This is a genomic window from Runella aurantiaca (assembly GCF_003339505.1).
GTDB lineage: Bacteria > Bacteroidota > Bacteroidia > Cytophagales > Spirosomataceae > Runella > Runella aurantiaca.
Genome location: NZ_QPIW01000004.1, coordinates 95,762 through 120,679, shown reverse-complemented (window position 1 = coordinate 120,679; position 24,918 = coordinate 95,762). Strand labels below are relative to the sequence as shown.

At 46.7% G+C, this 24,918-nt stretch carries 15 protein-coding genes; 3 read left to right on the top strand and 12 right to left on the bottom strand.

The window, feature by feature from the left end:
• Window positions 1-8: 8 nt before the first annotated feature.
• Together DVG78_RS07405 and DVG78_RS07400 are read right to left on the bottom strand one after the other, a co-directional pair.
• Window positions 9-836, bottom strand: a complete 828-nt coding sequence (locus DVG78_RS07405; protein ID WP_114460459.1) for a CheR family methyltransferase — start codon at window positions 834-836, stop codon at window positions 9-11.
• A 3-nt stretch (window positions 837-839) separates the two neighbouring features.
• On the bottom strand, window positions 840-4,295 hold the full coding sequence (locus tag DVG78_RS07400; protein ID WP_114460624.1) for a response regulator: 3,456 nt from the start codon (window positions 4,293-4,295) through the stop codon (window positions 840-842).
• A gap of 327 nt (window positions 4,296-4,622) precedes the next feature.
• Here DVG78_RS07400 and DVG78_RS07390 point away from each other — a divergent pair, with 327 nt between their 5' ends.
• Window positions 4,623-5,522: a polyphosphate kinase 2 family protein gene (locus DVG78_RS07390; protein WP_114460457.1), complete on the top strand. Its 900-nt coding sequence runs from the start codon at window positions 4,623-4,625 to the stop codon at window positions 5,520-5,522.
• 95 nt (window positions 5,523-5,617) lie between these two features.
• Here the strand turns inward: DVG78_RS07390 and DVG78_RS07385 are convergent, their stop codons facing one another.
• From DVG78_RS07385 to DVG78_RS07340, 10 genes are all read right to left on the bottom strand, one after another.
• On the bottom strand, window positions 5,618-10,579 hold the full coding sequence (locus tag DVG78_RS07385; protein ID WP_114460456.1) for a 3-coathanger stack domain-containing protein: 4,962 nt from the start codon (window positions 10,577-10,579) through the stop codon (window positions 5,618-5,620).
• Window positions 10,580-11,086: 507 nt separating this feature from the next.
• A complete protein-coding gene (locus tag DVG78_RS07380; RefSeq protein WP_114460623.1) occupies window positions 11,087-11,842 on the bottom strand; it encodes an MBL fold metallo-hydrolase in 756 nt (251 codons plus the stop codon).
• A 119-nt stretch (window positions 11,843-11,961) separates the two neighbouring features.
• The gene (locus tag DVG78_RS07375; RefSeq protein WP_114460455.1) at window positions 11,962-13,617 is read right to left on the bottom strand and encodes a sodium/sugar symporter; all 1,656 of its coding nucleotides are present in this window, start codon (window positions 13,615-13,617) and stop codon (window positions 11,962-11,964) included.
• 156 nt (window positions 13,618-13,773) lie between these two features.
• Complete coding sequence (locus tag DVG78_RS07370; protein ID WP_114460454.1) at window positions 13,774-14,472, bottom strand: L-ribulose-5-phosphate 4-epimerase; 699 nt, start codon at window positions 14,470-14,472, stop codon at window positions 13,774-13,776.
• Window positions 14,473-14,484: 12 nt separating this feature from the next.
• Window positions 14,485-16,032 carry an alpha-N-arabinofuranosidase gene (locus tag DVG78_RS07365; protein ID WP_114460453.1) on the bottom strand — a complete coding sequence of 516 codons (1,548 nt, stop codon included), beginning with the start codon at window positions 16,030-16,032 and terminating at the stop codon, window positions 14,485-14,487.
• 42 nt (window positions 16,033-16,074) lie between these two features.
• Window positions 16,075-17,559, bottom strand: a complete 1,485-nt coding sequence (gene araA / locus DVG78_RS07360; protein WP_114460452.1) for an L-arabinose isomerase — start codon at window positions 17,557-17,559, stop codon at window positions 16,075-16,077.
• Entirely contained in the window at window positions 17,543-19,189 is a 1,647-nt protein-coding gene (locus DVG78_RS07355) for a ribulokinase (protein ID WP_114460451.1), read from the bottom strand. The genes araA and DVG78_RS07355 overlap by 17 nt, the downstream gene beginning before the upstream one ends.
• A 7-nt stretch (window positions 19,190-19,196) precedes the next feature.
• On the bottom strand, window positions 19,197-19,892 hold the full coding sequence (locus DVG78_RS07350; protein ID WP_114460450.1) for an NUDIX hydrolase: 696 nt from the start codon (window positions 19,890-19,892) through the stop codon (window positions 19,197-19,199).
• 167 nt (window positions 19,893-20,059) lie between these two features.
• The gene (locus DVG78_RS07345; protein ID WP_229598161.1) at window positions 20,060-20,821 is read right to left on the bottom strand and encodes a sulfite exporter TauE/SafE family protein; all 762 of its coding nucleotides are present in this window, start codon (window positions 20,819-20,821) and stop codon (window positions 20,060-20,062) included.
• 76 nt (window positions 20,822-20,897) lie between these two features.
• A complete protein-coding gene (locus DVG78_RS07340; protein ID WP_114066626.1) occupies window positions 20,898-21,467 on the bottom strand; it encodes a MarC family protein in 570 nt (189 codons plus the stop codon).
• A gap of 382 nt (window positions 21,468-21,849) precedes the next feature.
• On the opposite strand from DVG78_RS07340, the gene DVG78_RS07335 reads away from it, so the two are divergent.
• Together DVG78_RS07335 and DVG78_RS07330 are read left to right on the top strand one after the other, a co-directional pair.
• Window positions 21,850-22,218: a PadR family transcriptional regulator gene (locus tag DVG78_RS07335; RefSeq protein ID WP_114070216.1), complete on the top strand. Its 369-nt coding sequence runs from the start codon at window positions 21,850-21,852 to the stop codon at window positions 22,216-22,218.
• Between the two features lie 50 nt (window positions 22,219-22,268).
• Entirely contained in the window at window positions 22,269-24,827 is a 2,559-nt protein-coding gene (locus DVG78_RS07330; RefSeq protein WP_114460449.1) for a PspC domain-containing protein, read from the top strand.
• Window positions 24,828-24,918 lie beyond the last annotated feature (91 nt).

Here is a 24,918-nt window from a genome sequence, read left to right as displayed (position 1 = left end):
CTTGGTTTTTATTTTTTTCGTCGGTAAATACGGGCTAACGGGCTAATAGCTTCAAATTGCTCTTTTATATCCGTAAAAAGTAACGACTCTTTGATACCAATGGCCAGATACCCCAAGGGCGACAGGCTGTCGTGAAATAAATGGACCGCCCGATTTTGTAATTCCTGATTAAAATAAATCATGACGTTGCGGCAGCATATCAACTGAAATTCGTTGAATACCTGGTCCACAGCCAGATTATGTCGCGCAAAAACGACCCCCTCGCGGTATTGTTTGTGGATAATCGCATTGTCGTATTGCGCAGTATAGTAGGCCGAAAAATCATTGGTCCCGCCCGATTTAATATAATTTGTGGTGTACTCTTTGATCAGTTTTAAAGGAATTATTCCCTGACGTGCCCTTTCCAAATTGACAGGATTGAGGTCGGTCGCGTACATTTTGGTTCGGCTTAGCAAGCCCGCTTCTTGCAGCAGAATTGCCATGGAGTACACTTCTTCTCCTGTGGCGCAGCCTGCGTGCCACACTTTAATAATCGGATAAGAAGCCAACGTCGGAATTACTTTTTCCCGAAGCTCTTTGTAAAAAATAGGGTCTCTAAACATCTCCGTCACGTTGACCGTAAGGGTTTCCAGAAACCACGCAAAAAAAGATTTATCGTTGATTAAATTATATTTTAACTCATAACTGGTTTTGAACTCCGCTATTGCCATGCACCGAGCCACTCTTCTCAACAGCGACGACCGGGCATAGTCACTGAAATCATACCCATGTTGGGTATAAATGAGTTGAATAATCTCGTTTAATTCTTCAGCAGTCAGTTGTGTTTGAGAATCCATTCTTTATTTGGAAAGCCATACGCGCATCAGGGAAAAAAGTTGACCTGTATCCACTGGTTTTGTGATATAATCTGATGCCCCCGCTTCAATCACTTTTTCACGGTCTTCGGGCATGGCCTTGGCCGTGAGGGCGATGATGGGTAATTTAGATAACCGCAAATCATGCCGAATCCGAGACGTGGCCTCGTACCCGTCCATTTCGGGCATCATAATATCCATCAATACAAGATCAATATCAGGGTGAAGCCGAAGTTCTTCCAGCGCCTCCTTGCCATTGTCGGCCGTAACGACTTTCATCTGTTGCTCTTCCAATAATGTGCTCAAAGCAAACACATTGCGCATATCATCGTCTACCAACAACACCTTTTTTCCTTCCAATCCCCCGTTACTGAAGGCCACGGTGGGCTGGGGCAGCTTTTTGGTTTCTACTTCCTGCACTTTATAGAGAAACAATTCCATCTCATCCATTAGCCGCTCCATAGATTGCGTAGACTCCCTGATAATCACGCTCGAAAGTTTTTTAAGTCGGCGCTCTTTGGTCAGGTTGAGGTCTTCGTCGATGTACACAATCACGGGCAAGACCTTCGAGGCACTGGCTTCTTTCAAGCGCCTTAGCCTTTCCATGCCTTGATCTAAATTTTGGCGGATGTCCACAATCAGGCAGTCATAATCATGCTGGGCAATGTGATCGGCGGCATCCTGCTCCGCCACAACCACTTCCCATTTGAGGTCAGGATAGCGCTTTCCAAGCACCTGACCGATGGTATTTCGTTGAATAAACTCCCCGACCAGTATCAGTACTTTCTTGATTTTAACATTCAATTGAGCTTCCAACAAACTAAAGACCTTCTCTAAGTCTTGGGTTTTGACGGGCTTTTGGATAAAAGCCTGGGCTCCTTCCAACGACAAACTTGAAGCATCTGCCCCCGAAATAACATGCACAGGAATGTGCTTCAATTGTTCGTCATTTTTGATCCATGAAAGAATACTCTGCCCATCGACAACGGGCAGCTGCACGTCAAGAATGATGGCCGACGGCTGGTACTTCTGGGCATACATCATTCCCTCATCGCCTTGCAGCGCCACGATTGTTTTATAGTTTTTATCGCGGGCTAAATCCCTGACAATCCCCGCAAACATGGGGTCGTCTTCGATAATTAGCATCACCAAATCGCCTTTTTCAATCGAATTTCGATCGTCTTCTATTTTGGCCTTCGATACTATCTCTTTGTGAAATTCCGTCATGGAAAAATTCCACTTTTTGCTTATCGTCAACGATTCAGAACTGGCCGTCGCTGCCTCAGACGCGTTGGTTTTTAGCGGTATAAAGACCGAGAAAGTGCTACCTTTTCCCACTTCACTTTGAAGTCTCACTTCTCCACCCAGTCGTTTTACCAATTCTCTGATGATGGAAAGCCCCAGGCCCGTGCCACCATATTTACGGCTGGTTGACCCATCGGCCTGCTGAAATGCCTCAAAAATGAGCTGTTGTTTTTCGGTTGGGATTCCTACGCCCGTATCCTCAACGCTGATGGCCAATACCTGTTCGGCCTTTTTCAGGGCCTCGGTAGCGAAGTCAGGCTGAGACTCAACGGCCGCAAGCGAAAGCGTAATCTGCCCGTTTTTTGGGGTAAACTTAAACGCATTGGACAACAGATTTTGAATGATTTGTTCTAATCGCTGTTTGTCGGTATGCAACGCTGTCGGAACGGAGGCGTCTACTTTCGTTAAAAAAACCACCCCTTTTTCGTCGGCCACTACCTCAAACAATTGCTTGATATCCCTTACGATATTTTTAACAGGTATATTTTCAAACTGAAAATCAATCTTACCCGCTTCAATCTTCGACAAATCCAGAATATCATTGATAAGTTTTAGCAGGTCAGTTCCAGATTTTCGAATCACGTTGGCGTATTCAACTTGCTTGTCGGTCAGATTTTTTGATTTATTTTCCGACAATAAGTTGGCCAAAATCAAAACGCTGTTGAGCGGGGTACGCAACTCGTGCGACATATTGGCCAGAAACTCAGATTTGTACGTACTTGTTACTTCCAACTCCTTCGCTTTCAAGGCCAATGCCTGTCTTGCTACTTCTATTGCTTCATTTTTCTCTTCCAATTCCGAATTAATGTGTCTTAATTCTTCTTCCTGCACCCGCAGCTCTTCTTCAGACGCCATCAGGCTCTCAGTTTGGTGCGACAATTCTTCGTTGGTCTGACGCAATTCATCCTGCTGATTCTCCAAAATTGCCTTTTGTTCTTTCAACTGTTCCAACAACTGGTCCACTTTAAGCCTAGACTGTATTTCATTGGCCGACAATGAAATATCTTTCGATACTTTTTTCAAAAGCTCAATTTGATGGTCAGGAAATGGCGAGAAGGATGCTAGCTCGATTACACCTTTGAGTTCTTTACCGTACCACAGTGGAATGCACGCGATTTCACCTGCTGCGGTAGCTCCGCTTCCCGACTCAATGACCCAATAAGACGACGGAATCGACTTAGTGATACGTATTTGTCTTTCAAGCGCCGCTTGCCCTACCAATCCCTCCCCCAGCGCATAGGATTGGGGCGCTTGAGCGGGCAGAGCCACGGAGGCTTTGAGCACTAGTTTTTGGGATTCATCAACCAGATATACCCCCCCCGCTGGTAGCTCCAAATAATCGGTAACGGCTTTTAAGGCCGATTGCCCAAGCGCTTCTAATGTATTGGTATTTTGAAGGGAGTCATTCAAATCCGTCAATCCCGCCAAATACCAATTTCTTTCTTTGATAGATTTATTAAGTTCCTCAAGCTCGTCTATACTATGGCTGAGTCGATTTTCGATTTTCTTTCGACTTTTAAACTCTAACGCATAAAAATACGTAAGCACAGCAGCCGCCAAAAGCAGCAGGAATGTCCCTAATACGGTTTTTCGGGTTAGGTTTTCAATGAGCATCTTCATTGAAACCTCTCTTTTGGACAACTCATAACGTTCGGCGGTATACATTTTTTTTACCAGCATCCGCACATTGTCCATTTCTTTCTTCTCGCGCGCCGTAATTTCAATCAGACTTTGCTGGTTCAGCCCACTGTCATTTTCTGGTGTCGAACTCCACAATTGCATTAACAATTGCGCCGATAGCTGTATTTGGGCCAACTGGGCAAGCTTGGGCGGATTTTCCTGAAAATAGTTCGTTAATTTATCTTCTATCAGCCCAATGTCAATTTGGGCTTGGTTAAAGGGTAGCAAAAATCTTTTTTCGTTCGTGCTTCGATACGCACGTTGCCCCGTTTCCATATCAACGAGGAGCTTTTCTAGCATCATGATTTGGTCAAGCGTTTCGTTTTTTTCTTTCACCCATTCGGCCTCTTTTACTTGACGCTGAATGGTATTGAAAAAAGAAACGCCCAAAAAGATACCAATTAGAATGGTACAAGCTGATCCAATAAGCAGCCGAGCGGCAATTGTGAGTTTCATAATTTGAGCGGGCATCAGTCACTTTCTGCGAGATGACATCAATGGTGTTTAGCGTTAGAATGGGAATCAGTACTACTGTTTTTCTAAAGGTTACTAAACAAAATCAACGCCAAAGTTTCTCTATTGCCAATAATAAGCAAAAAAAATCGCCTGTTGCTGGTCTTTATTCCGATTCAAAATACAGAAAATTCCTGTTTATAACCACTTTAACCCAAAAAACAAGGATATTAGTAACGGAAAGTTATCAAGCGGAGATTATTTAGGTATATTTTACCCTGATTTTTCAAATTATATGTCGGACAATTACTAAAAATCAACCATCACTTCATGTCACAGTCACTCAAAACCGAAGATTTTCGCTTCGATGGCACCCGTACCTTTCATCATAAAAAAGCGGACACCAAAATAGAAGACCTTTACGACGACAAAGCCGACTACACCGCCCAACTAGCTGATTTTCGGACCACCATCGACGAGCTCCAAAGTCTTATGTACGCCCACAATCGGTACGGACTTTTGGTGATTTTTCAGGCCATGGACGCCGCCGGAAAAGACAGTACCATCAAGCACGTATTGTCGGGGGTGAATCCCGTGGGGGTCAAAATCCAGTCTTTCAAACGACCTTCCGACAACGAACTAGACCATGATTTTTTGTGGCGGCATTTGCTTTCACTGCCCGAACGCGGCAACATTACCATCTTCAACCGGAGTCATTATGAAGAGGTATTGGTCGTAAAAGTACATCCCGAAATCCTGACCAAGTCGCAGCGTCTGCCCAAAGAATTGACCGAAGATTTGGACAAAGTATGGACACAACGCTACCAAGACATCGCCAATTTTGAGAAATATCTGTATCATAACGGCATCAGGGTGATTAAGTTTTTCCTGAATATCTCGCAGCAAGAACAGGGAAAACAACTCATCGAACGCATTGAAGACCCTACCAAAAACTGGAAGTTTGAAGAAGACGACATCAAAGAGCGCGCCTATTGGAAAGACTACATGAATGCCTACGAAGAAGCCATCAACGCCACCGCCACCGAAAAAGCGCCTTGGTACGTAGTCCCCGCCGACGACAAAAAAAATATGCGGCTTATTGTTGGAAAAATTTTGATTGAAGAACTCAAAAACATGAATATGTCGTTTCCAGAAAGCTCCCCTGAACGGCACACCGCCCTGCAAAAACTCATAGAAACGATCCATGAGCAGGATGCAAGTGCAGAGTGAGTGGGCAGTGGGCAGTGGGCAGTGGGCAGTGGGCAGAAAAAAAAGTCATTACAGGCGATTTATACACTCGCCTGTAATGACTTTTTTGCTGAGCTTTAATTACAGCCCTGTATCGCGGCCTGAAAGCTACCGCCGGTACTGATGTTGGTTTGGAAACCCGGCAGGAGCAGTACTGCATTTTGCCCGTAATAATTGACCGTAGCGCCATCCCCTACTTTATTGGTGGCATTGATAAGCAAGCCTTTGGCAGTATTGGTTTGCCCGGGAGCAATATCCAACAGCGTGGAGTGCAGGTTTAATTCTACCGGACAGGGAGAAGGCAGTTTGTATTTCAGCAGGGAGAAATTGTTGACACCGCTAAAGTAATCACTACCCAAATAGAAAATACCGTTATGAACGTATAATTCTACATACGTATATAAATATGAACCACTGCTTGGCAACGTTTCGATACGCAGTGAATCATTTACAACGCTGACCGAAAGTTTATAATAACCGTACACATTACTCGCCGAACCCACTCTGATATAATATACTTTGTTGTTGTACACGTAAGCATACCAATCTGCATCATTTTTGGAATCAAGACACACTTCGGGACTTAGATAATTTGCGGCATTGATAATTGTGGCAGATGCGAAGGTATTATTAGGCTCCAAAGGGTCACATTCTAAACTAACGGTGACAGCCCCAGCTGCCGTTGTACATCCGTTTACATCCATACATACCGCCGAATAGACCGTAGTGCCATTGGGAACTAAGATACGGGTAGCAGGGGCCGTACTGTTGTCCATCCATTGGATAGTTCCGTTGCAGCCGTAGGCCGTTAGGGTAGTACTTTGGCCTGGCGATATCGAATTCGGCACCGCCGTGATTGTCGGAGGAGCCGGGGCAGTAGCATTGGTAATAGTCAACACCCCGACACTTCTCGGACTTGTATATGCCGGGCCGGAGGAGGTCACTACAAACCGATACGTACCCGAAGGAACGGATGCGGGAATCGTAACATTAGAAAAAGTGTACGATGAAAAACCCGTTAAAGAAGCCAAATTACTCACGACGACCGTTCCTGAAGCCGCCTCTACCAGATGCAATGACACTGTATTTTCGGAATAACAGCAAAAATTTGGCGAATATTTGACTGTTACACTTCCCCCACGGCAAATGGACGCCGACTTAAAATCAACCAACAGCGGGCAGGTATAATGTCTGTCTGATTCCGACTGACAATCTCCGCTTTGTACCGTTACAAAATACCCTCCTGGTTGATCGGTCGTTAAGGAGGAAGCATTCCCTTCCGATACAGGCAGAAAAGGTCCATTGGCAGTAGCAGCATAATACCATTGGTAGGTAAAAGACGGATCCGTCATGCTCGACGAAAGGGTAAAGTTACTACCATCGGTACAGGTACCCGCCCCAGTTTGGCTAATTACGGGTTTAGCAACACTCCCTATTGTGACAGCATAAGGAGCCGAGGTTACGTCATATCCGTTTGACCCCGTCACTCTAACGGTATAATTACCACTCACCGTAGCTGTATACCCATCGCCTGTCCCTCCCGTCGCATTTCCATCAAGGTACCACTGATAATTATATCCGGAGATAGGGTCAATATAGAGTGAAGCGACGGCACACTGCCTTGGAAAAGACATTTGTATTTGGAGAATTGGAATACAACCCGTGCTTGCAACGGTAAAATTATAACTACTCACTACTGTTGCGAAGTAAGGAATATTACCGGAGATTCTGATCTGAAAAGTACTGCCTATGGGAAGTGACGCAGGCACCCGCACTACCATAGGATTGGTCAACGAGCTAATGTTATAGGAAGAGATAAAATTGCCGTTAACGGAATTGTATAACGCCACATATAGATTTCTGCTACTGCTCCATGTACCGACGGTTGTATAAGGAATCTCTACCGAGCCCCCGGCGCAGGCATTCAGGGTGGTCGGGATGGAAAGGCTAATCGTCGTGGCTGCATCAACAATTACATTGACCGTACCGTTGGTGCCCCCACTGCCGCAACTGTTTCCAAAATCCGATATAAAATACGTCCGATTTTGTTCCGGCGTTACATTGAGCGTATACGTTGAATTGTTGGTGGTAACGCGCCGACGGTAAGTTCCGTCAGAGTACTGAAAAACAAAAGGAGACTGCCCAGTCATGGTCACCGTCAACGGAACCGTTTGGCCGGGAGAAATGACCACGTCAGAGGTAGTACCATTAGCATTCGTAAGCGTTGCCGTTCCACTGTTCTTAAGGGAAATTGAGGAAGAACTTACAGAGCAATTCCCTGTTTTTTGAGTAACCACGACATAATAATCCCCCACGGCACTTGCCGCATAACTTGCCGAACCGGCATCGCTGATCAACGAATAGGTGTTTCCGTTAGAAGGCTGATAATACCACTGATAATCATATACAGCGGCATCTGCAGGGGTGGCATTTAAGGTTACTGTGCCTCCATTGCAAACCGCGCCGTTCGTAGGCGAAATGCTCACTGGCGGCATTGTCACCTCCACAGAAATAGTGGCAGAGGTAGAATTGTAGCCAATAGCTGCATTGGCTACCTGTACTGTATAGGCCCCCGTCTGAGGAGCATAATAGTAACTGCCCGTTGCCCCTGAAATACTGCTTCCGTTTCGGAACCATTGATAAGTATAATTGCTACCGGTCGGATAGGCATTCAACGGTACACCGGCACACTGTACGGACGAACTGCTATTCCGAATCGTAGCGGACGGCGGACACCCGGTACCCGTGACCGTCAATTGATAACTGCTCGTGACAGCGCCAGAGTAAGGTAAGATTGAAGTTACCCTGACCCTGTAGGTTGCATTAAGGGGTAATGCCGTCGGAAGCCTATAGCGAATGGGGTTTTGTGAAAAATAACCCTCATAACTGTTTGATACATAGTTGTTATTGGCATCTGTCAATTCTACGTACAACTTTCGGTCAATGTTCCATGTTCCAGCAGTAGTGTACGGGATATCAATGGTACTGCCCGCACATACGTTCAGACTGGCCAGCGCAGTCAATGTCAATGAAGTAGTAGGATCCACCACGATAGTTACGGAACCGCTGCTGCTGTTATTGGTGCAGTTATTCGATACAATACCAGTAAGATAATAGTTTCGGTTCTGTTCGGGCTGAACCGTTATGAGGTGCGGATTAGCAGTCGCTGACATACTTTTATAATCGGACCCGTCATACAAATCAAATTTCCACGGACCCTGCCCCGTAAAAGTGGCTTTCAGTTGAGCCGTGGTGCCAGGAGCAATCACCTGAGAGCTGCCGCCTGACATTGTGGTGAGGGTCGCCGTGTTATAATTGTTCACATTAATGGAACCGGATGCCGTGCAACCACCTTTACTGTATTCTGCCTGATAATTGCCCGTCGTTGTGGCCGTATAGGTAGCACTGACCGCCCCCGAAATCGGAACCCCGCTTTTGTACCATTGCCACGTGCCGCCCGTTGTGCTCGTTGTGGCCGTCAATACCACAGAGGTATTGCTCCCGCACAGTACGGTGTTGGGAGAAGTGACCGTGACGGGTGCTGCCAGCAACGTAATCGTCTGTACCGCCGAGGAATCTACGTAATTAGCCGCTGCGTTGGTCACTTTTACGTAATAATCTCCCGATTCGTACGCCTCAAAGCTGGATGATGTGGCATTGGGGATAGGGGCACCGTCACGAAACCATTGATAATTATTGGTGCCGCCAGAAAGGAAAATAGAAACGCCAAGGTAAACTGAACTACAGCCAGGATTTGAAGGAGATATGTAAAGAATAGGCTTAGGATTACAGCCAATGCTATTGACGGTCAAAACATAAGGGCTTACAACAGGTCCAGCTACGCTAGCAGGTACAACGGGCAAAACTGCCACTCGGTATTGGTTGGAAGGAGTCACAAAGGTCGGAATGGTGACATACAGTGGATTGCCTGATTGTCCAAATTGAGTGCTGATTGTCGAACCATCCTGTTCGTTGATGAGGTTGAGCGTAAAATTTTTCGGTCCAGACCATGTGCCTACGGTAGTATAAGGGATTTCGATGGTACTCCCAGCACATACATTCAAACTGCTTGGGGACTGTAAAGTAACGGATGTAGTGGCATCTACAACCACTCTGACACTCCCAACCAAATCGTTGCCAGAGGAACCACAAGAATTACTGCCAACGTTTGTCAGTTTATAACGACTGTTTTGGTCAGGAGTAACGACCAATGTATAAGGATTTGTAGTTATGTTACTTAAAAATTTATTAGTGGTTCCGTCATTGTACGCAAAATAAAAAGGGCCGGTCCCCGTAAAGGTCACCTTCAATGAGGCACTTTGGCCCGGTGTTACATTGACGATTCCGCTAGGCTCGTTGTTTGGGTCTGTGAGTATTGCATAAGGGTATTGAGCTACCCGGTACGGATTGGCAGTCGTGGTGGTGATGCCTTCCCTCACGAGTACTCTATAAAAACCCGTTGTGCTCGTTATGAGCGTGTCATTTGTTTGGCCTGATTGATTGGAGTAGGTACAGTTCAGGCAGGAAGCGTATTGCCATTGGTAGGTGTACTGTGCACCCTGCGGTTGCGCCACCAGCGTGGCAGAGGTATTGCCGTTGCACAAAATGGGATTTACGGATGAAATCGTCGCGGTAAAAGTAGACAGCGTTTCCTTGGGAGGCTTTGCCTTTTCGTCTTTTAACGCTTGCGCCCAAATCGCCGCCAACTCGGCACTGTTGTCTGGGCAAGCTTCTACGCGTACTTTGGGAGAAGTCCCAGTCTTTTCAGCATTACTGACCGTCACTGAATAGTTTCCAGCCCTGCGCACCGGCAAAGTATTGGTAACCGTCGTTTCCACTGGTTGACCGTCTAAAAACCATTGGTAGGAAAATCCTGGCTCGACGGGAGTAGCCACGAGGGTCATTTGGCTGCCGTCGCAGAAATAGGGGGAGCCCGTAAGATTCTCAAGGCTGAGCTGAACATTAACAGACGTTTTTTCCTGGGCAGCGGCGGTAAAAACAACAAAGAAAATGAGGCAGTAGATAGAAAATTTTTGCATGCGAAAATAACTGTAAATCGGCTTTAGGTGGAAGGCAAGACACCTGTAAAAGGTAAAAGTTAGACGGATGAAACTGCAAATAGATACTTATTTTTTAAAATTCTCCTCAAAGGGCACCTATTTTTCCACCCAGTCTACTCATCATTAATAAAAGCGATAACTTCAAACATAAAAACCACCTCATAGAGTAAAAAAACAAAAGAAATCACCTCTCCTGCAACCCAATAAACAACATACTGATAATCAATAAATTTCAATACTTTGGATTGCCATGATTATTCATTTCTCTACTAAAATGCCAAAACCTGGCTCTGCATTCATACAAAAAAGCTCCCCTGAACGGCACACCGCCCTGCAAAAACTCATAGAAACGATCCATGAGCAGGATGCAAGTGCAGAGTGAGTGGGCAGTGGGCAGCAAAAAAGTCATTACAGGCGAGTGTATAAATCGCCTGTAATGACTTTTTTGCTGTGCTTTAATTACAGCCCTGTGTAGCGGCCTGACTTTCAGAGAACTGGGGGACGGGGATAGCGTGAAATTAATTTTGCCAATTTCGCGTCAATTCCCTCTTCCGTAACACCGCCATGATAACAAATCATCCGCTTGATTTGCAAACGCTTTAGCTTTTTTACGGACTCCACCGCAGCCCCTAAATCGAGGGTAAAAGCGGGATTGGCGATTTCAAATTCATCATGCTCAATTACCAATGCATCTGCCGCAATGAGCGTTTGGTTTTCTGGTAAGTAAATCGACACATGCCCCGGCATGTGGCCAGGAGTATTTATAATTTTCACGCCCTCCATAAAGGTTTCACCTTCCGTAAACACGGCATCCACCTCAACACTTTGCACATTTTTCAACATCTCCTGAAAATACAAAGCTCCCGATTTCTGGTTTTCGGGCAAGGACTCAAACAAGCTTTCAGCCTGCATCAAACGTACCGATTTTTCTTTACCACTGATATAAGAAGCCTCAATGACGGGCGCATACACGGCCAAGGCAGGATAGCTATTTTTCAATTCCGCCAAGCCCCCTAAGTGGTCGATATCGTGATGGGTGATAAAAACGCCCGTCAGTTCTTGAAGTGATAGGCCCTGTTTCTGGGCCGCATCTTCAATGAGCGGCAAAAATCCAGCATAACCGCAATCTACCAATATCATTTGGTGTTTGTTCTTTAATATAACGGGATACAGAGCCTCTTCTTTGCCGTTATAGTCAAACCTTACCTCAAGAACGTACACGACAACACTGCTTGCAATCATAACAATACCCAACTTTTTCGTTTTTTTAATGATGATTTATACAACAAATATATTGATAAAACAAAAGGGGGTAGCTTCGTCAGCTACCCCCTCCATTGAATTTTATTTAAAGGTATTCTCTACCAGAAAATCCAGTAAATCAAGCTAAACGCCGCAATTACCGCGATGGCGCCGTAGCGGAATGTAGGCGTGACCTTAAACCATTCGGGGCGCACCTCGAAGGCGTTGGGTTGATTTTTACCTTTGGATTGCGACAAGCTGATGGCTACGTGTACGGCTGAACAAATCCAGAACACTACGCCCATACGGTTGAGGAACGGGAAGGCAGGGTACAAATTCTCAATCACCGCCGACAACGCAATACTCAACACCGCCGCCGCCAAAGCACCGTTGGCGGTCGCTTTTTTCCAGAAGAAGCCCAGCAAGAAAATGCTCAGAATCCCCGGCGAAATGTAGCCCGTGTACACCTGAATATATTCAAATGCCTGTCCGAAATTGGCCAGCAACGGGCTCACCATCAAGGCAATGATAAAGGCCACAACAATGGCCACGCGCCCCGTCCAAACGGTTTGTTTTTCGGTAAGGTTTTTGTTGAAAAATTTATTGTGAATATCGAGCATGTAGATGGTCGAGATGCTGTTGGCTTTGCCCGCTAAACTCGCTACAATCGCTGCCGTCAGGGCCGCAAAGGCCAAGCCTTTTAAGCCTACTGGGAGTAAATTCAATAAGACTGGATACGCATTGTCAGGTTTTACGATGCCGTTTTGGGTAATGCCGTTGACAATCGACGCATCGGCGTTTTCCTGAAACAACACGTACGCCGCCAAACCGGGCAAAACCACGATGAACGGCATCATCATTTTCAGAAATGCCGCGAACAAAACACCGTTACGGGCCGTATTGATGTCAGCGCCAAGCGCGCGTTGGGTCATGTATTGGTTACAGCCAAAATAGTTGAGGTTGTTGACCCACTGCCCGCCGATGATAAACATCATGATGCCCGGCAACTGATTATAAGCATCAATAAACCCACCGCGCCCGTCGTGGACTTGGTACTGACCGGGCGAGAAAATCATGTGCAGGTGACTGTCAGCTTTTTCACGAATCAAGCTCAATCCTTCCAACACCCCCGAACCTGTACCGACTTTATCGGAAAGTAAATCCAACGCCAGATACGTCGTAGCCAAACCACCAAAAATCAAACAAACCACCTGAATCACATCGGTATAGCCGATTACTTTCATACCTCCAAGGGTGATGATAACGGCAAAGGTGGTCAGGAAGATAGCACAAGGCATGAAGGCGAAGCCCGTCATTTTTTCTAAGCTCAACGCACCGAGGTAAATGATGGATGTGAGGTTGACGAAAATGTAGAGAAACAGCCAAAACACCGCCATAATCGTCGCTAGTCGCTCATTGTAGCGTTTGGCGAGAAATTGCGGCATGGTGTAAATCTTGTTGTTGAGGTACATCGGCAGAAAATACACGGCCACAATAATGAGCGCTACACCGCCCAACAATTCATAGACCGAAATGGCAATGCCCAACTGAAAGGCTTGTCCGCTCATTCCGATAAACTGCTCGGCCGAGATATTGGATGCGATGATGGAAGCCCCGATAGCCCACCAAGTGAGGGAGCCTTCGGCCAGAAAAAAGTCTTTGGAATCGGCGGTCTGTTTTCCTTTGTGTTTATATACCCAATAGCCGTAGCTCGACACAATCACAAAATAAATGAGGAAGATAACGTAATCAAGGGTTTCAAGTCCAAGGGTCATAGGAAGCGAGGGTTGCAAGAATTAAAAATCAATAATCGACATATTTTTTAATTATACTTTATTTTTTATTCCATTCATTTCTTTGTCATGCTGAAAGAATCTAAAAGCACCGAATCAATGTATACAAAATAGATTCCTCCGGAATGACAAAATCATTTAACATCCTTGCCCGTAGTAGGCATTTTTGCCGTGTTTGCGTTCAAAATGTTTCATACGCAACGTGTCTTTAATGCGTGGCGTTTGGGGATTGATTTGCAGCGTCAGGTACGCCATACGGGCTACTTCTTCCAGCACCGCCGCGTTGTACACCGACTTCTCGGCGGTCTTGCCCCACGTAAACGGCCCGTGATTTTGCAGCAGTACCATTTCCATTTCTTTGTGCGACAATTTACGGGCGTCAAACACTCCAAAGATTTGATTACCCGTTTCGTACTCATAATCCCCCTGAATCATTTCGTCCGACAATACGGGCGCACACGGAATATCTTGGTGCGTATGGTCGGCGTGGGTAGTGCCAAAAATGGGAATATCCAGTCCCGCCTGCGCCCACGCCACCGCGTAGGTGCTGTGCGTGTGCGTGATTCCGCCGATGTCGTCCCAAGTCTTGTAGAGCAACGCGTGCGTTTTTGTATCCGACGACGGGCGCATTGTTCCTTCTACCACTTTGGCATCGTAGTCCATGATGACGATGTCTTCGGGTTTCAAAAACTCATACGGTACGCCGCTGGGTTTGATGGCAAAAACAGCTTTGTCGCGGTCTACGGCGCTTACGTTACCAAACGTAAACAGCACCAATCCCAGCTTTGGCAGCTGCATATTGGCTTCGTAACATTCTTGTTGTAATGATTTATACATGGTTTTTGAGTGCTATTTCAATTCCAACACCACCACCGCTACGGGTGGCAATTTGACCGTTAGCGTATTATTTTTCAGGCTTGCCCCGCTAAAGGTCGCTGGCTGAATTTTACTGGGATTTTCAAAGGTATTGTAATCCTGTACTTTGGTAGAAGTAAGAATACGACCCGTCACGCCTGAGGCATTTACCCCTGTGACGTTGATGGTGATTTCCTGCGCTTTATTTGGGTCAATGTTGACCAAAGAAACGTGAACCGCGCCATTTTTATCGCGCGATGCTGAAACCGAAATCGCGGGTAATTTTTCATTGCCAAACGTGTAATCATTTGACTGAACCTCCACGGGCAACATCGTCGCATCTTGGTGGACGTTGTACATTTCCAATACGTGGTAGGTAGGTGTCAGAATCATTTTTTCTTCGTTGGTCAAAATCACCGATTGCAACACATTGACCACCTGCGCTAAGTTGGCCATACGAACGCGTTCGCAATATTTGTGGAAAATATTGAGCGTAGCCCCTGCCAAAACGGCATCACGCATGGTGTTCTGTTGGAACAAAAAGCCCGGGTTGGTGCCGGGTTCTACGTCGTACCAACCGCCCCATTCGTCCACAACCAACGCTACTTTCTTCGCCGGGTCGTATTTGTCCATGATGGTGCTGTGGCGTTTGACAAGCTCATCCATCAACAGCGCCTCTTTCATGGTTTTGAAATACAACTCTTCGGTAAATGTAGTTGAAGGGCCTTTTTGCTTCCAGTCAATCACCGAATAATGGTGCATCGCTATTCCTTCGAGCATATTATGCGGAATCTCCCGCATGAGCGTCTCTGTCCAATTATAGTCGTTGTCGCTGGCACCCGAAGCAATCCGAAACAGACGTTCGTTATTTTCAAACGAAGCATTCATAAAGGTAGCGTACTGACGGTAAATGTTGGCGTAGTAGTCGGGTTTCATATTGCCGCCGCAGCCCCAAGCTTCGTTGCCTACGCCCCAATACCGCACTTTCCAAGGATTCTCGCGGCCATTTTTTGCCCGTAAATCCGACATCGGACTCACGCCTTTGAAGTTGACATACTGCACCCAATCTGCTAAATCCTTTACCGTTCCGCTACCGACGTTCCCTGCCAGATAAGGTTCGGTTCCAATCAACTCACACATATTGAGAAAATCGTGCGTACCAAAGCTGTTGTCTTCGGTTACATTTCCCCACCACACGTTTACAATTTTAGGGCGGTTTGCTTTGGGACCGATGCCGTCTTTCCATTGGTAGGTATCGGCAAAACAGCCTCCCGGCCAGCGCAGATTGGGGATTTTCATCTTTTTCAGCGCATTGACCACGTCCATCCGCACGCCATCTTTGTTCGGAATTTTGGTATTGTTTTCTCCCACGTAAAAACCACCGTAGATGCACTTGCCGAGGTGTTCGGCAAAATGCCCGTAGATGTGTTTGTTAATGGTATGTTTCCCTAGATCACCGCTGAGGGTTACTTTGTTTTGGGCAAAGACCGTGCTTGAAACAAACAGAAAAATACCGCATAGAATTGTTAGAAGATGTTTCATTGTCAGGATATTCAAACGTTTTACAGCGTGACAAAAAAAGTTTTATTTAAAGGCTAATTCACTCCAGCGCAACTCATTCTTCAACTGACGAATGGTGGTGTTTTTGTCAATGACCACCAATTCTACGCCAAACATCTCCGCAAAATCTTCGATGTATTCCGTCGTGAGGTTTTGGCTGTATACAGTGTGGTGCGCGCCGCCTGCCAAAATCCAAGCCTGCAAACCGATTTCCATGCTTGGTTGCGGCTTCCAAAGTGCCCGTGCCGTGGGAAGTTTGGGGAACATTTCGGTGACTTCAACGGCTTCTACTTCGTTGACCAACAGACGAAAACGGTTGCCCATATCAATCAGCGAAACATTAAGCGCGGGCCCAGGTGCCGCATTAAATACTAATCTAACGGGGTCTTCTTTACCACCAATGCCGAGTGGATGTACTTCGCATTTTACGGCTCCCTGAGCAATCGACGGGCAGATTTCGAGCATGTGCGAACCGAGTACCATCGGATTGGCGGGGTCAAAATGATAGGTATAATCTTCCATGAAAGAGTTGCCGCCTTCCATGCCGCTCGCCATCACTTTCAGCGCACGCACCATGGCAGAGGTTTTCCAGTCGCCTTCGCCGCCGTAGCCGTAGCCCGCCGCCATCATACGCTGAGACCCAATGCCCGGTAGCTGGCGCATTCCGTGCAAATCTTCGAAGGTATTGGTATAAGCCGAAAAATTACCTTCTTCTAAAAAGGCTTTCAATCCCAACTCAATCCGCGCTGCTTCCACCAACGACTGGCGCATCAAACCGCCGTTGCGCAGCGAATCCATGAGCTCGTAAGTATCTTCGTATTCCTGCATCAACGTAAAAATATCAGCTTCCGAAATTTGGTTAATGTACTTCACCAAATCCCCGACGCCGTGGGTATTGACCGAAAATCCAAAGGTCATTTCGGCGGTTACTTTATCGCCGTCGGTCACCGCTACTTGTCGCATATTGTCGCCAAAACGCACCACTTTCATGGTTTGCATTTCGTACTTAGCCGCCGCTACCCTACTCCACACGTTGATTTTTTGGAGCACATCTGCCTGTTGCCAATGTCCTACCACAACCTTGCGATTGATTCTCATCCGTGACATGATAAACCCAAATTCACGGTCACCGTGCGCCGATTGGTTGAGATTCATGAAATCCATGTCAATGTCGTTGAACGGAATATCGCGGTTGAATTGGGTATGGAGGTGCAAAAGTGGTTTTTGGAGACAATTCAGGCCCCGAATCCACATTTTGGCAGGCGAGAAAGTGTGCATCCAAGCCACAATTCCGATACAGTTAGGGGCTACGTTGGCTTCCTGACAAATTGCGTAGATTTCATCGGGTGTTTTGACCACGGGTTTAAACACCACACGAACAGGAATTTGCGGAGAATCGTTAAACGAATCGGCAATAATTTGGGAGTGTTCATCCACTTGGCGAAGCGTTTCTTCACCGTACAAATGCTGGCTGCCTGTGACAAACCAGACTTCAAATTTTTTGAGCATGTTGTTCTATATAGTTTCCTAAACTGTGATATTTCTGGTATAAACTTTGATAAACCGCCACTTTCTCGGCATTTGGATGGTATTCGGCGTCAAAACCTGAGCCCATCGCTTCTTGCGCGGCCTTCATGGCGGGGTGGATTCCCGCCGCTACCGACGCACACATGGCCGCTCCTAAGGCACAGGCTTGGTCTGAACTTGCTACTTTGATGGGCATGTTGAGCACATCGGCCAGCGTTTGCATCACAAAAGGTGATTTTTTGGCTACCCCGCCAATCCCAATCACTTTTTTGATGGCCACGCCTTCTTGATAAAAACGGTCAACAATCGCCCTTGAGCCAAAGGCCGTGGCTTCTACCAACGCCTTGAAGATTTTAACGGCGTCGGTACTCAAATTCATCCCCGAAATAGTGGCTTTCAAGGTGTGATTTGCATCAGGCGTACGGCGGCCGTTGATCCAATCCAACGCCACAACGTCCTTTTCGGTAACGGGCAGTTTGGCCGCCTGTTCTGATAAATAAGGGATTAGTTTTTTGCGTAATTCTGCGGCGGCCTCCTCGCCTAACAACGCTTTGACTGGCTCCACAATCACCTGCTGAAACCATGCGTACAAATCGCCAAAGGCCGATTGGCCCGCTTCCATGCCCAACATTCCTGGGATGATGGAGCCGTCGACCTGACCGCAAATACCGCGAATCAGTAAGTGGCCGATTTCTTCATTGGGGGCAATAATCATGTCGCAAGTAGATGTCCCCATCACCCGTACGAAGGTGTACGGGTCAATCTCTGCCCCCACCGCACCCATGTGCGCATCAAAAGCCCCCACACCAATCACGACATCGGCAGGAATGCCCAATTTCGTGGCCCACTCCGCCGAAATTGTCCCCATCGCTTCGTCAGAGGTGTACGTATCTTTAAATAAGCGTTGACGCAAACCCGCCAATTGAGGGTCTAATTCTACCAAAAACTCCTCCGAAGGCAACCCCTGAAATTCCTCATTCCACATGGCTTTGTGGCCCGCCGCACAGCGCGAGCGCTTCAATGTCAGCGGGTTGGTATCTCCCGTCAAGACCGCCGAAATCCAGTCGCAATGCTCCACCCACGAAAACACCCGCGCCCGTACTTGGCTATCGACGCGAATCGTCCGCATGATCTTAGCCCAATACCATTCTGAAGAATAAATCCCTCCGACATATTTGGTATAATCCACATCCCAGTGGTGGGCCAATTGGTTGATTTCTTCAGCCTCCGCGTTGCCAGTATGGTCTTTCCAGAGAATGAACATTCCGTGGGGGTTTTCCGAAAACTCAGGTAACAGCGCGAGTGGCGTGCCATTTTCATCGACCGCCACGGGCGTAGAGCCTGTTGTGTCCACCGAAATCCCTTTGATATTTTGGCGCACTTCCTCTGGCACACCCGCCAATGCCCCTTTGATGGACGCTTCCAGTCCTTCCAAATAGTCGAGTGGATGCTGGCGAAATTGTGAAATTTCGGGCGCGCAATAAAGACCCTTTTTCCAGCGTGGATATTCAAAAACGTGTGTCCCTACGGCCGCCCCCGTATGGGCGTTGACAACCAAAGCCCGAACCGAGTCGGTCCCATAATCTACTCCAATAACGTACTGATTCTGCATTGTTTTTCTAGGTGGTTACTGGCATGAAGTACCAAAAATTATTAAAGTTACTTTCGTATTTTTCTTTGTTCAAACGATACAAAACCGCCTTTTTGGTAGCCGAATTGACATTCTTCTCGCCCGTATCTAACAACAGCCCCGTCGACAGAATCTTGCGACTGAAATTGCGGCGGTCGAGTTTCAAATCATAAATGGCTTCGTACAATTTTTGTAATTGAGGAATGGTAAATTGTTGGGGCAACAACTCAAATCCAATCGGATGCAAAGCGGCCTTATAACGCAGGCGTTCGAGGGCAATCTGAACCATTTTTTCATGGTCAAAAATCAACTTCGGCATCTGCTTCAAGCTAATCCAGCACGCGCTATGCGACTTTACGGATTCCTCATCGTGGTTATGAATGTTGATGAGCGCAAAGAAAACCACCGAGAGGGTACGCTCTACGGGGTCGCGGTCTACTTTACCAAACGTCTGCAATTGCTCCACGTAAATGTTGTGCAGGCCCGTCAGTTCATGTAAAATTCGCTCAGCCCCCACCTCCAAATCTTCCTCCTCATTCACAAACCCTCCCATCAACGACCACTTGCCTTTTTCGGGCTCAAAACGCCGCTTAATCAACAATAATTTAAGCTCTTCTCCATCAAAACCGAAGATGATGCAATCAATGGCCACCAAAAGTCGAGTGGAGTGCGCGTAATGGTTCATTATAAATGTGTCAAAACAACACAATAATAGACGCTTTTTTATTACTATAAAACTATTTTCTTGAATTTTTTTACAGGAAAGTAAACAAAGAAGTATTTCTATGACTTTGAATAAGCGTAACTTACGCCATCCTTTCGGGTTTGAGAACCCGAAAGCACCACTATCGTCTAAAAAAGCCGCACTACATCGTACCCAAAACGCAGAATCAGGGCAAAAATAACGACTAAAAAAATGTTACGGATGAAGGCATTCCCCCGCAAAATAGCCAAGCGACTACCCAAATAGGAACCTAAGATATTGCAGGCCATCATGGGTAAGGCAATGTCAAACTCAACGTATCCTTTCCATATAAAAAATACCAGCGAAGCAATATCTGCCACCACATTGATGATTTTAGCCACCGCCGACGCCCGCAAAAATTGATACCCAATCACGCTCACAAACCCAAAAACCAACAAACTGCCCGTGCCGGGCCCCACAAACCCGTTGTAAAAACCCGTCGCCATCCCAATCAGCAGCGCGTACCATTGTAGACGAACGATGAATACTGGCAAATTTTCGTGATGGCCCAGGGTTTTGTTGGAGTAAGAATAAATCGCGATGGCCGCCATCAAAAACAAAATAATGGGCTTCAAAACCTCCGCCTTCAAGTGACTGGCAATGGTTGCTCCCAAAAACGACATCACGGCCGTACCCGCTGCGGTAATGAGTACCACACGCCAAGGCACCTCTACTTTACGGGCGTATTGATACCCCGCCACGCTGGTGCCCATAAACGAGGCAAAACGGTTGGTACCAATCACTTGCGAAACCGAAAAGTGTGGAAACAAAATAAAAAGCGCCGGGACCTGCACCAAGCCGCCGCCGCCCACAATAGAATCTACAAAGCCGGCCAACAAGGCGGCTAACGAAGCGATAAAAATGTCCAAATTCGGTGGGTTAAAGATGCGGTGGGGCACTGCGACTTTGCTCCCCTGCCCCTCTGCGTGAATACTTGAGATTATATTATATAGAACTACGGAACAGTTTGATGGCAATGGCAATCAGAATCAGGCCAAAAATCTTGCGCAAAACGTCTGTGCCCGCCACACCTAATTGCCCTTCAATCCAAGCCGACGAGCGCAACACCAGATAAATAAAAATCAGGTTGATAAGAATGGCGATGATGATATTGATTTCCTGATAAGCCGCTTTTAGTGACAAAATTGTGGTCATCGTGCCCGCCCCCGCAATCATCGGAAACGCAATCGGCACAATGGACGTAGCGTTGCTGTGTACGGCATCGTGCTTGAAAATATTGCGCCCCAAAATCATTTCGAGTCCAATCAAAAACAAAATCAACGCCCCCGCTACGGCAAACGACGCCACATCGACACCAAACAGTTTCAGGATTTCTTTGCCCAAATACAAAAACGCAATCATCATTCCGCCCGAAACCAGCGTGGCACGACGAGCGTTGATGGCCCCCGCTTTTTTTCGGAGGTCGATAATGACGGGGATTGAACCCAGAATATCGATGACCGAAAATAAAATCAACGTGACAGAAAGAACCTCTTTGAAATTGACAGAGTACATAGATAAGTTGGCGGTTTACAGTGAACAGTCGGCAGAAAATGAGGACAAATTTACGATTAAATCTTATGGTTATGAGCCCTCAATTACAAACGGCTTACCATAAACTGTTTTTTGTCCGTTTATCCCTGATTTTTACCGTTTCCAAAATAAAATTTAAAAAATTAGCCAAGTACCTTGCATCACAAAGTACCTTACATTAACTTTGTACTGTTGATTACCTATAACACAGCCATTTTAAACAAGTAGTGAGGCGACAGAAGTGAGGAGTGAAGAGAGTGAATACAGTAAATTTTAAAATTCTCTCTACTCACTCCTCGCTTCTGTCTTCTGAATTTTTACAGCCATGACGTTCAATCAAAAATTTCCAAAACATGACAACAGCATGAATATTGAGAACGCTCAAGTGCAAATGCGAAAAGGAATCCTAGAATTCTGCATTATGCACATCATCTCTCGGGGCGAAGTATACGCCTCCGATATGCTCGATGAACTGACCTCCGCCAAGATTATGGTCGTGGAAGGTACGCTTTATCCGCTCCTGACCCGACTCAAAAACTCGGGCCTGCTCGATTACAAATGGGTAGAATCCTCCTCTGGCCCCCCGCGTAAGTATTATATACTGACTGATATGGGCAAACAGTTTCTGGAAGAAATGCAAAAAACCTGGATTGAGCTTTCTGACTCTGTTCATACGATTGTGTTGAAAACACAGGATTTAGGAGCAAAGAATGAGCAACAGCCAACCAACTAACATTTAACAATCAAGGAAAACTGTTAACTGATGCGCACGCATCCATTGCCATGAAAAAGACTATCAGCATCAATATCGCCGGTCTGATTTTTTACATCGAAGAGGACGGCTACGATAAATTAAGAAATTACCTAAACTCAATCCAAAAGTACTTTTCGTCGTACGAAGATAGTAAAGAGATTATCTCTGACATCGAAGGGCGAATTGCGGAGAAGTTTTTGAACCGACAAAAAGCCGCCGACACGCAAGTGATTGCGCTGGAAGACGTCGAAGAGCTCATCAAAAGTATGGGAACCGTGGCTGACTTTGAAGCCATCGAAGAGGAAGAAGATTTGGCGGCACAGACCGCCGCAAGCAGCCAATCGGCGGCTGGCTTCAGCCAAGCTTCGGCGGGCAATCCTGAACCAGCAGCCCCCAAAACTGCTCCCTCCGCACCCACAACTCCCCGGAAGCTCGTTCGCGATACGAAGCGTAAATTATTGGGCGGCGTGTGTGCGGGCATTGCCCATCATTTCAACGTTGACCCTCTTTTCGTTCGTTTACTGTTCCTGCTTTTCTTTTTGGGGCTTCCCGCCATCAGCGGCGGCGTATTTGGTGGCGACAGCGCTGAGTTTTTCGGTCCATTGAGCGGATTTACTTTCTTGCTGTACGTTGCTTGCTGGGTTTCTTTCCCAGGTTCCAATGCACTGGAAGAAGACAAAAACATCAAGAAGTTTTACCGAAATCCTGACCAAAAAGTAGTAGGCGGGGTTGCGGCCGGGGTAGCGGCTTACTTCGGAGTTGACTTAGGAGTGGTTCGTTTCATTTGGGTTCTGAGCATTTTGTTCTTCGGCACTGGTCTCCTTTTATACATCGTGCTGTGGCTCATTACGCCAAAGGCCAATACTTTGACCGAAAAAATGGAGATGAAAGGACAGCCCATTACGCTCGAAAACATCGAAACCAACGTCAAAAAAGCCCTTCAACCCGAACAAAAAGAAGAAAATATCGCGACCAAGTTGCTTTTATTTCCCTTTCGGGCGGTGGCGATGGTATTCAGCGGATTAACGCCCCTGATGAAGTTCTTGGTGGTTATCATGCGCATCTTTGCCGGACTGATTATGTTTATCATTGGCGCGGGTGCCTTACTTGGCTTGATTACGGCCCTTTTCGCAGTATTCGGATTGGGTACGTGGGACTTCGGGCAAATAGACAACGAACTCATGCCGCTCAATTTCTTCATCGGCGAAGTGTCTCCCGTAGCTTACATTTTTGCCTTTCTGGCCATTGGGGTCCCTTTTGCCACGCTGGCTTGGTTGGGAATCTCGTTGTTGACCAAAGAAAATAAATTTACCCCCGCGGTTTGGCAAACCCTACTCGGCCTCTTTTTGGCCGGCCTTTTGGGAAGCACCATCTTTGGATTTCAGTACGGTGCTAACTTCCGCCGCGAAGGAACGGTCGAAAAAGAACAAACCTACAAGCTGCCCGCCACGCCGATTTTGCTGGACGTTCACGAGGAAAACTCCGAAGACGGTTACAACAATACGCAACTGGATTTGGAAGGCTACGAAAGTACCAATGCCAAAGTGGATTTTAGGTTCCGTTCGCAGGGGCGCTCACGTCAGGATGCCGAGCGCAACGCCTCCAATATTTTATACAACATCAACCAAACGGATTCTACGCTGGTTTTTGACGAAGATTTTAGTCTTTCCGACAAATCACCACGTTTCAGGGGGCAGAGTGTGCGCCTCACATTGTACTTCCCATATGCCAAAACCTTCCGAATGACCCGCGATTTCTATGACCACTTTTGGGGTGTACGGAATCAAATCCAACATGAGTATGATTTGGACATCAACGAAGAAATGTTCAAAAATATCCGCTGGGCCATCAAACCTGATTCGGGTCTGGTTTGCCTTGACCGTCCAATCTCCGTTCGTGATGAGTCGCGCAACAACGACAACTCCGACGACATGGACGAAATCAGCGACGGCATAGAGTCTGGCCTGAACGAAGCCTTTGACCGCTCGTTTGATGCCAAAGGCGAAATGGTGAAGCAATTTGACGTCACCAATTTTAGCAAAGTCAGAATAGGCGGAGCCTTTGTAGTGACCATTCAAAAAGGAGACGTGTATAAAGTAGTAGCCGACGGCCGCGAAATCGATTTGGACGACGTAGAAGTGAAAGTAGAAGATGGCACGCTCCGCGTAGAAAATCGCCGTAAAGTCAAACTTTTTGAACGCAACAAGCGCGTGGGCATTACGATTACCGTTCCAACCATCGAAACTATTGATTTATCAGGGGCAACACTCGGAAAAATAACGGGTTTCAACAACTTGGGTACGCTGAAAGTTGAAATTTCGGGCGCTTCCAAAACGTACATTGATGTTGACGCCAAAAAACTTGAACTCGACGTAGCCGGGGCTTCCAAAGTTGAATTGCACGGCAGCGCCAACACCCTTGAAGCCGACCTTGCCGGGGCTTGTTCATTGGATGCCGAGCGCATGAACATTCAGAACGGTGATGTGCAAGCTTCCGGCGTGAGCAAAGCCAACTTGGGGCGTATTCCCAATCTCAAATCAAACAGCACCGGAGCCAGTCGGATTCACCGGCAGGGAGAAGGAGAATAACCTTTGCTAAAATTATAATAAAATGAGTCGCATTGATCTAATGTGACTCATTTTATTATGCAGGTTTTCTCTTTTGGTTTGCCAAACTTGT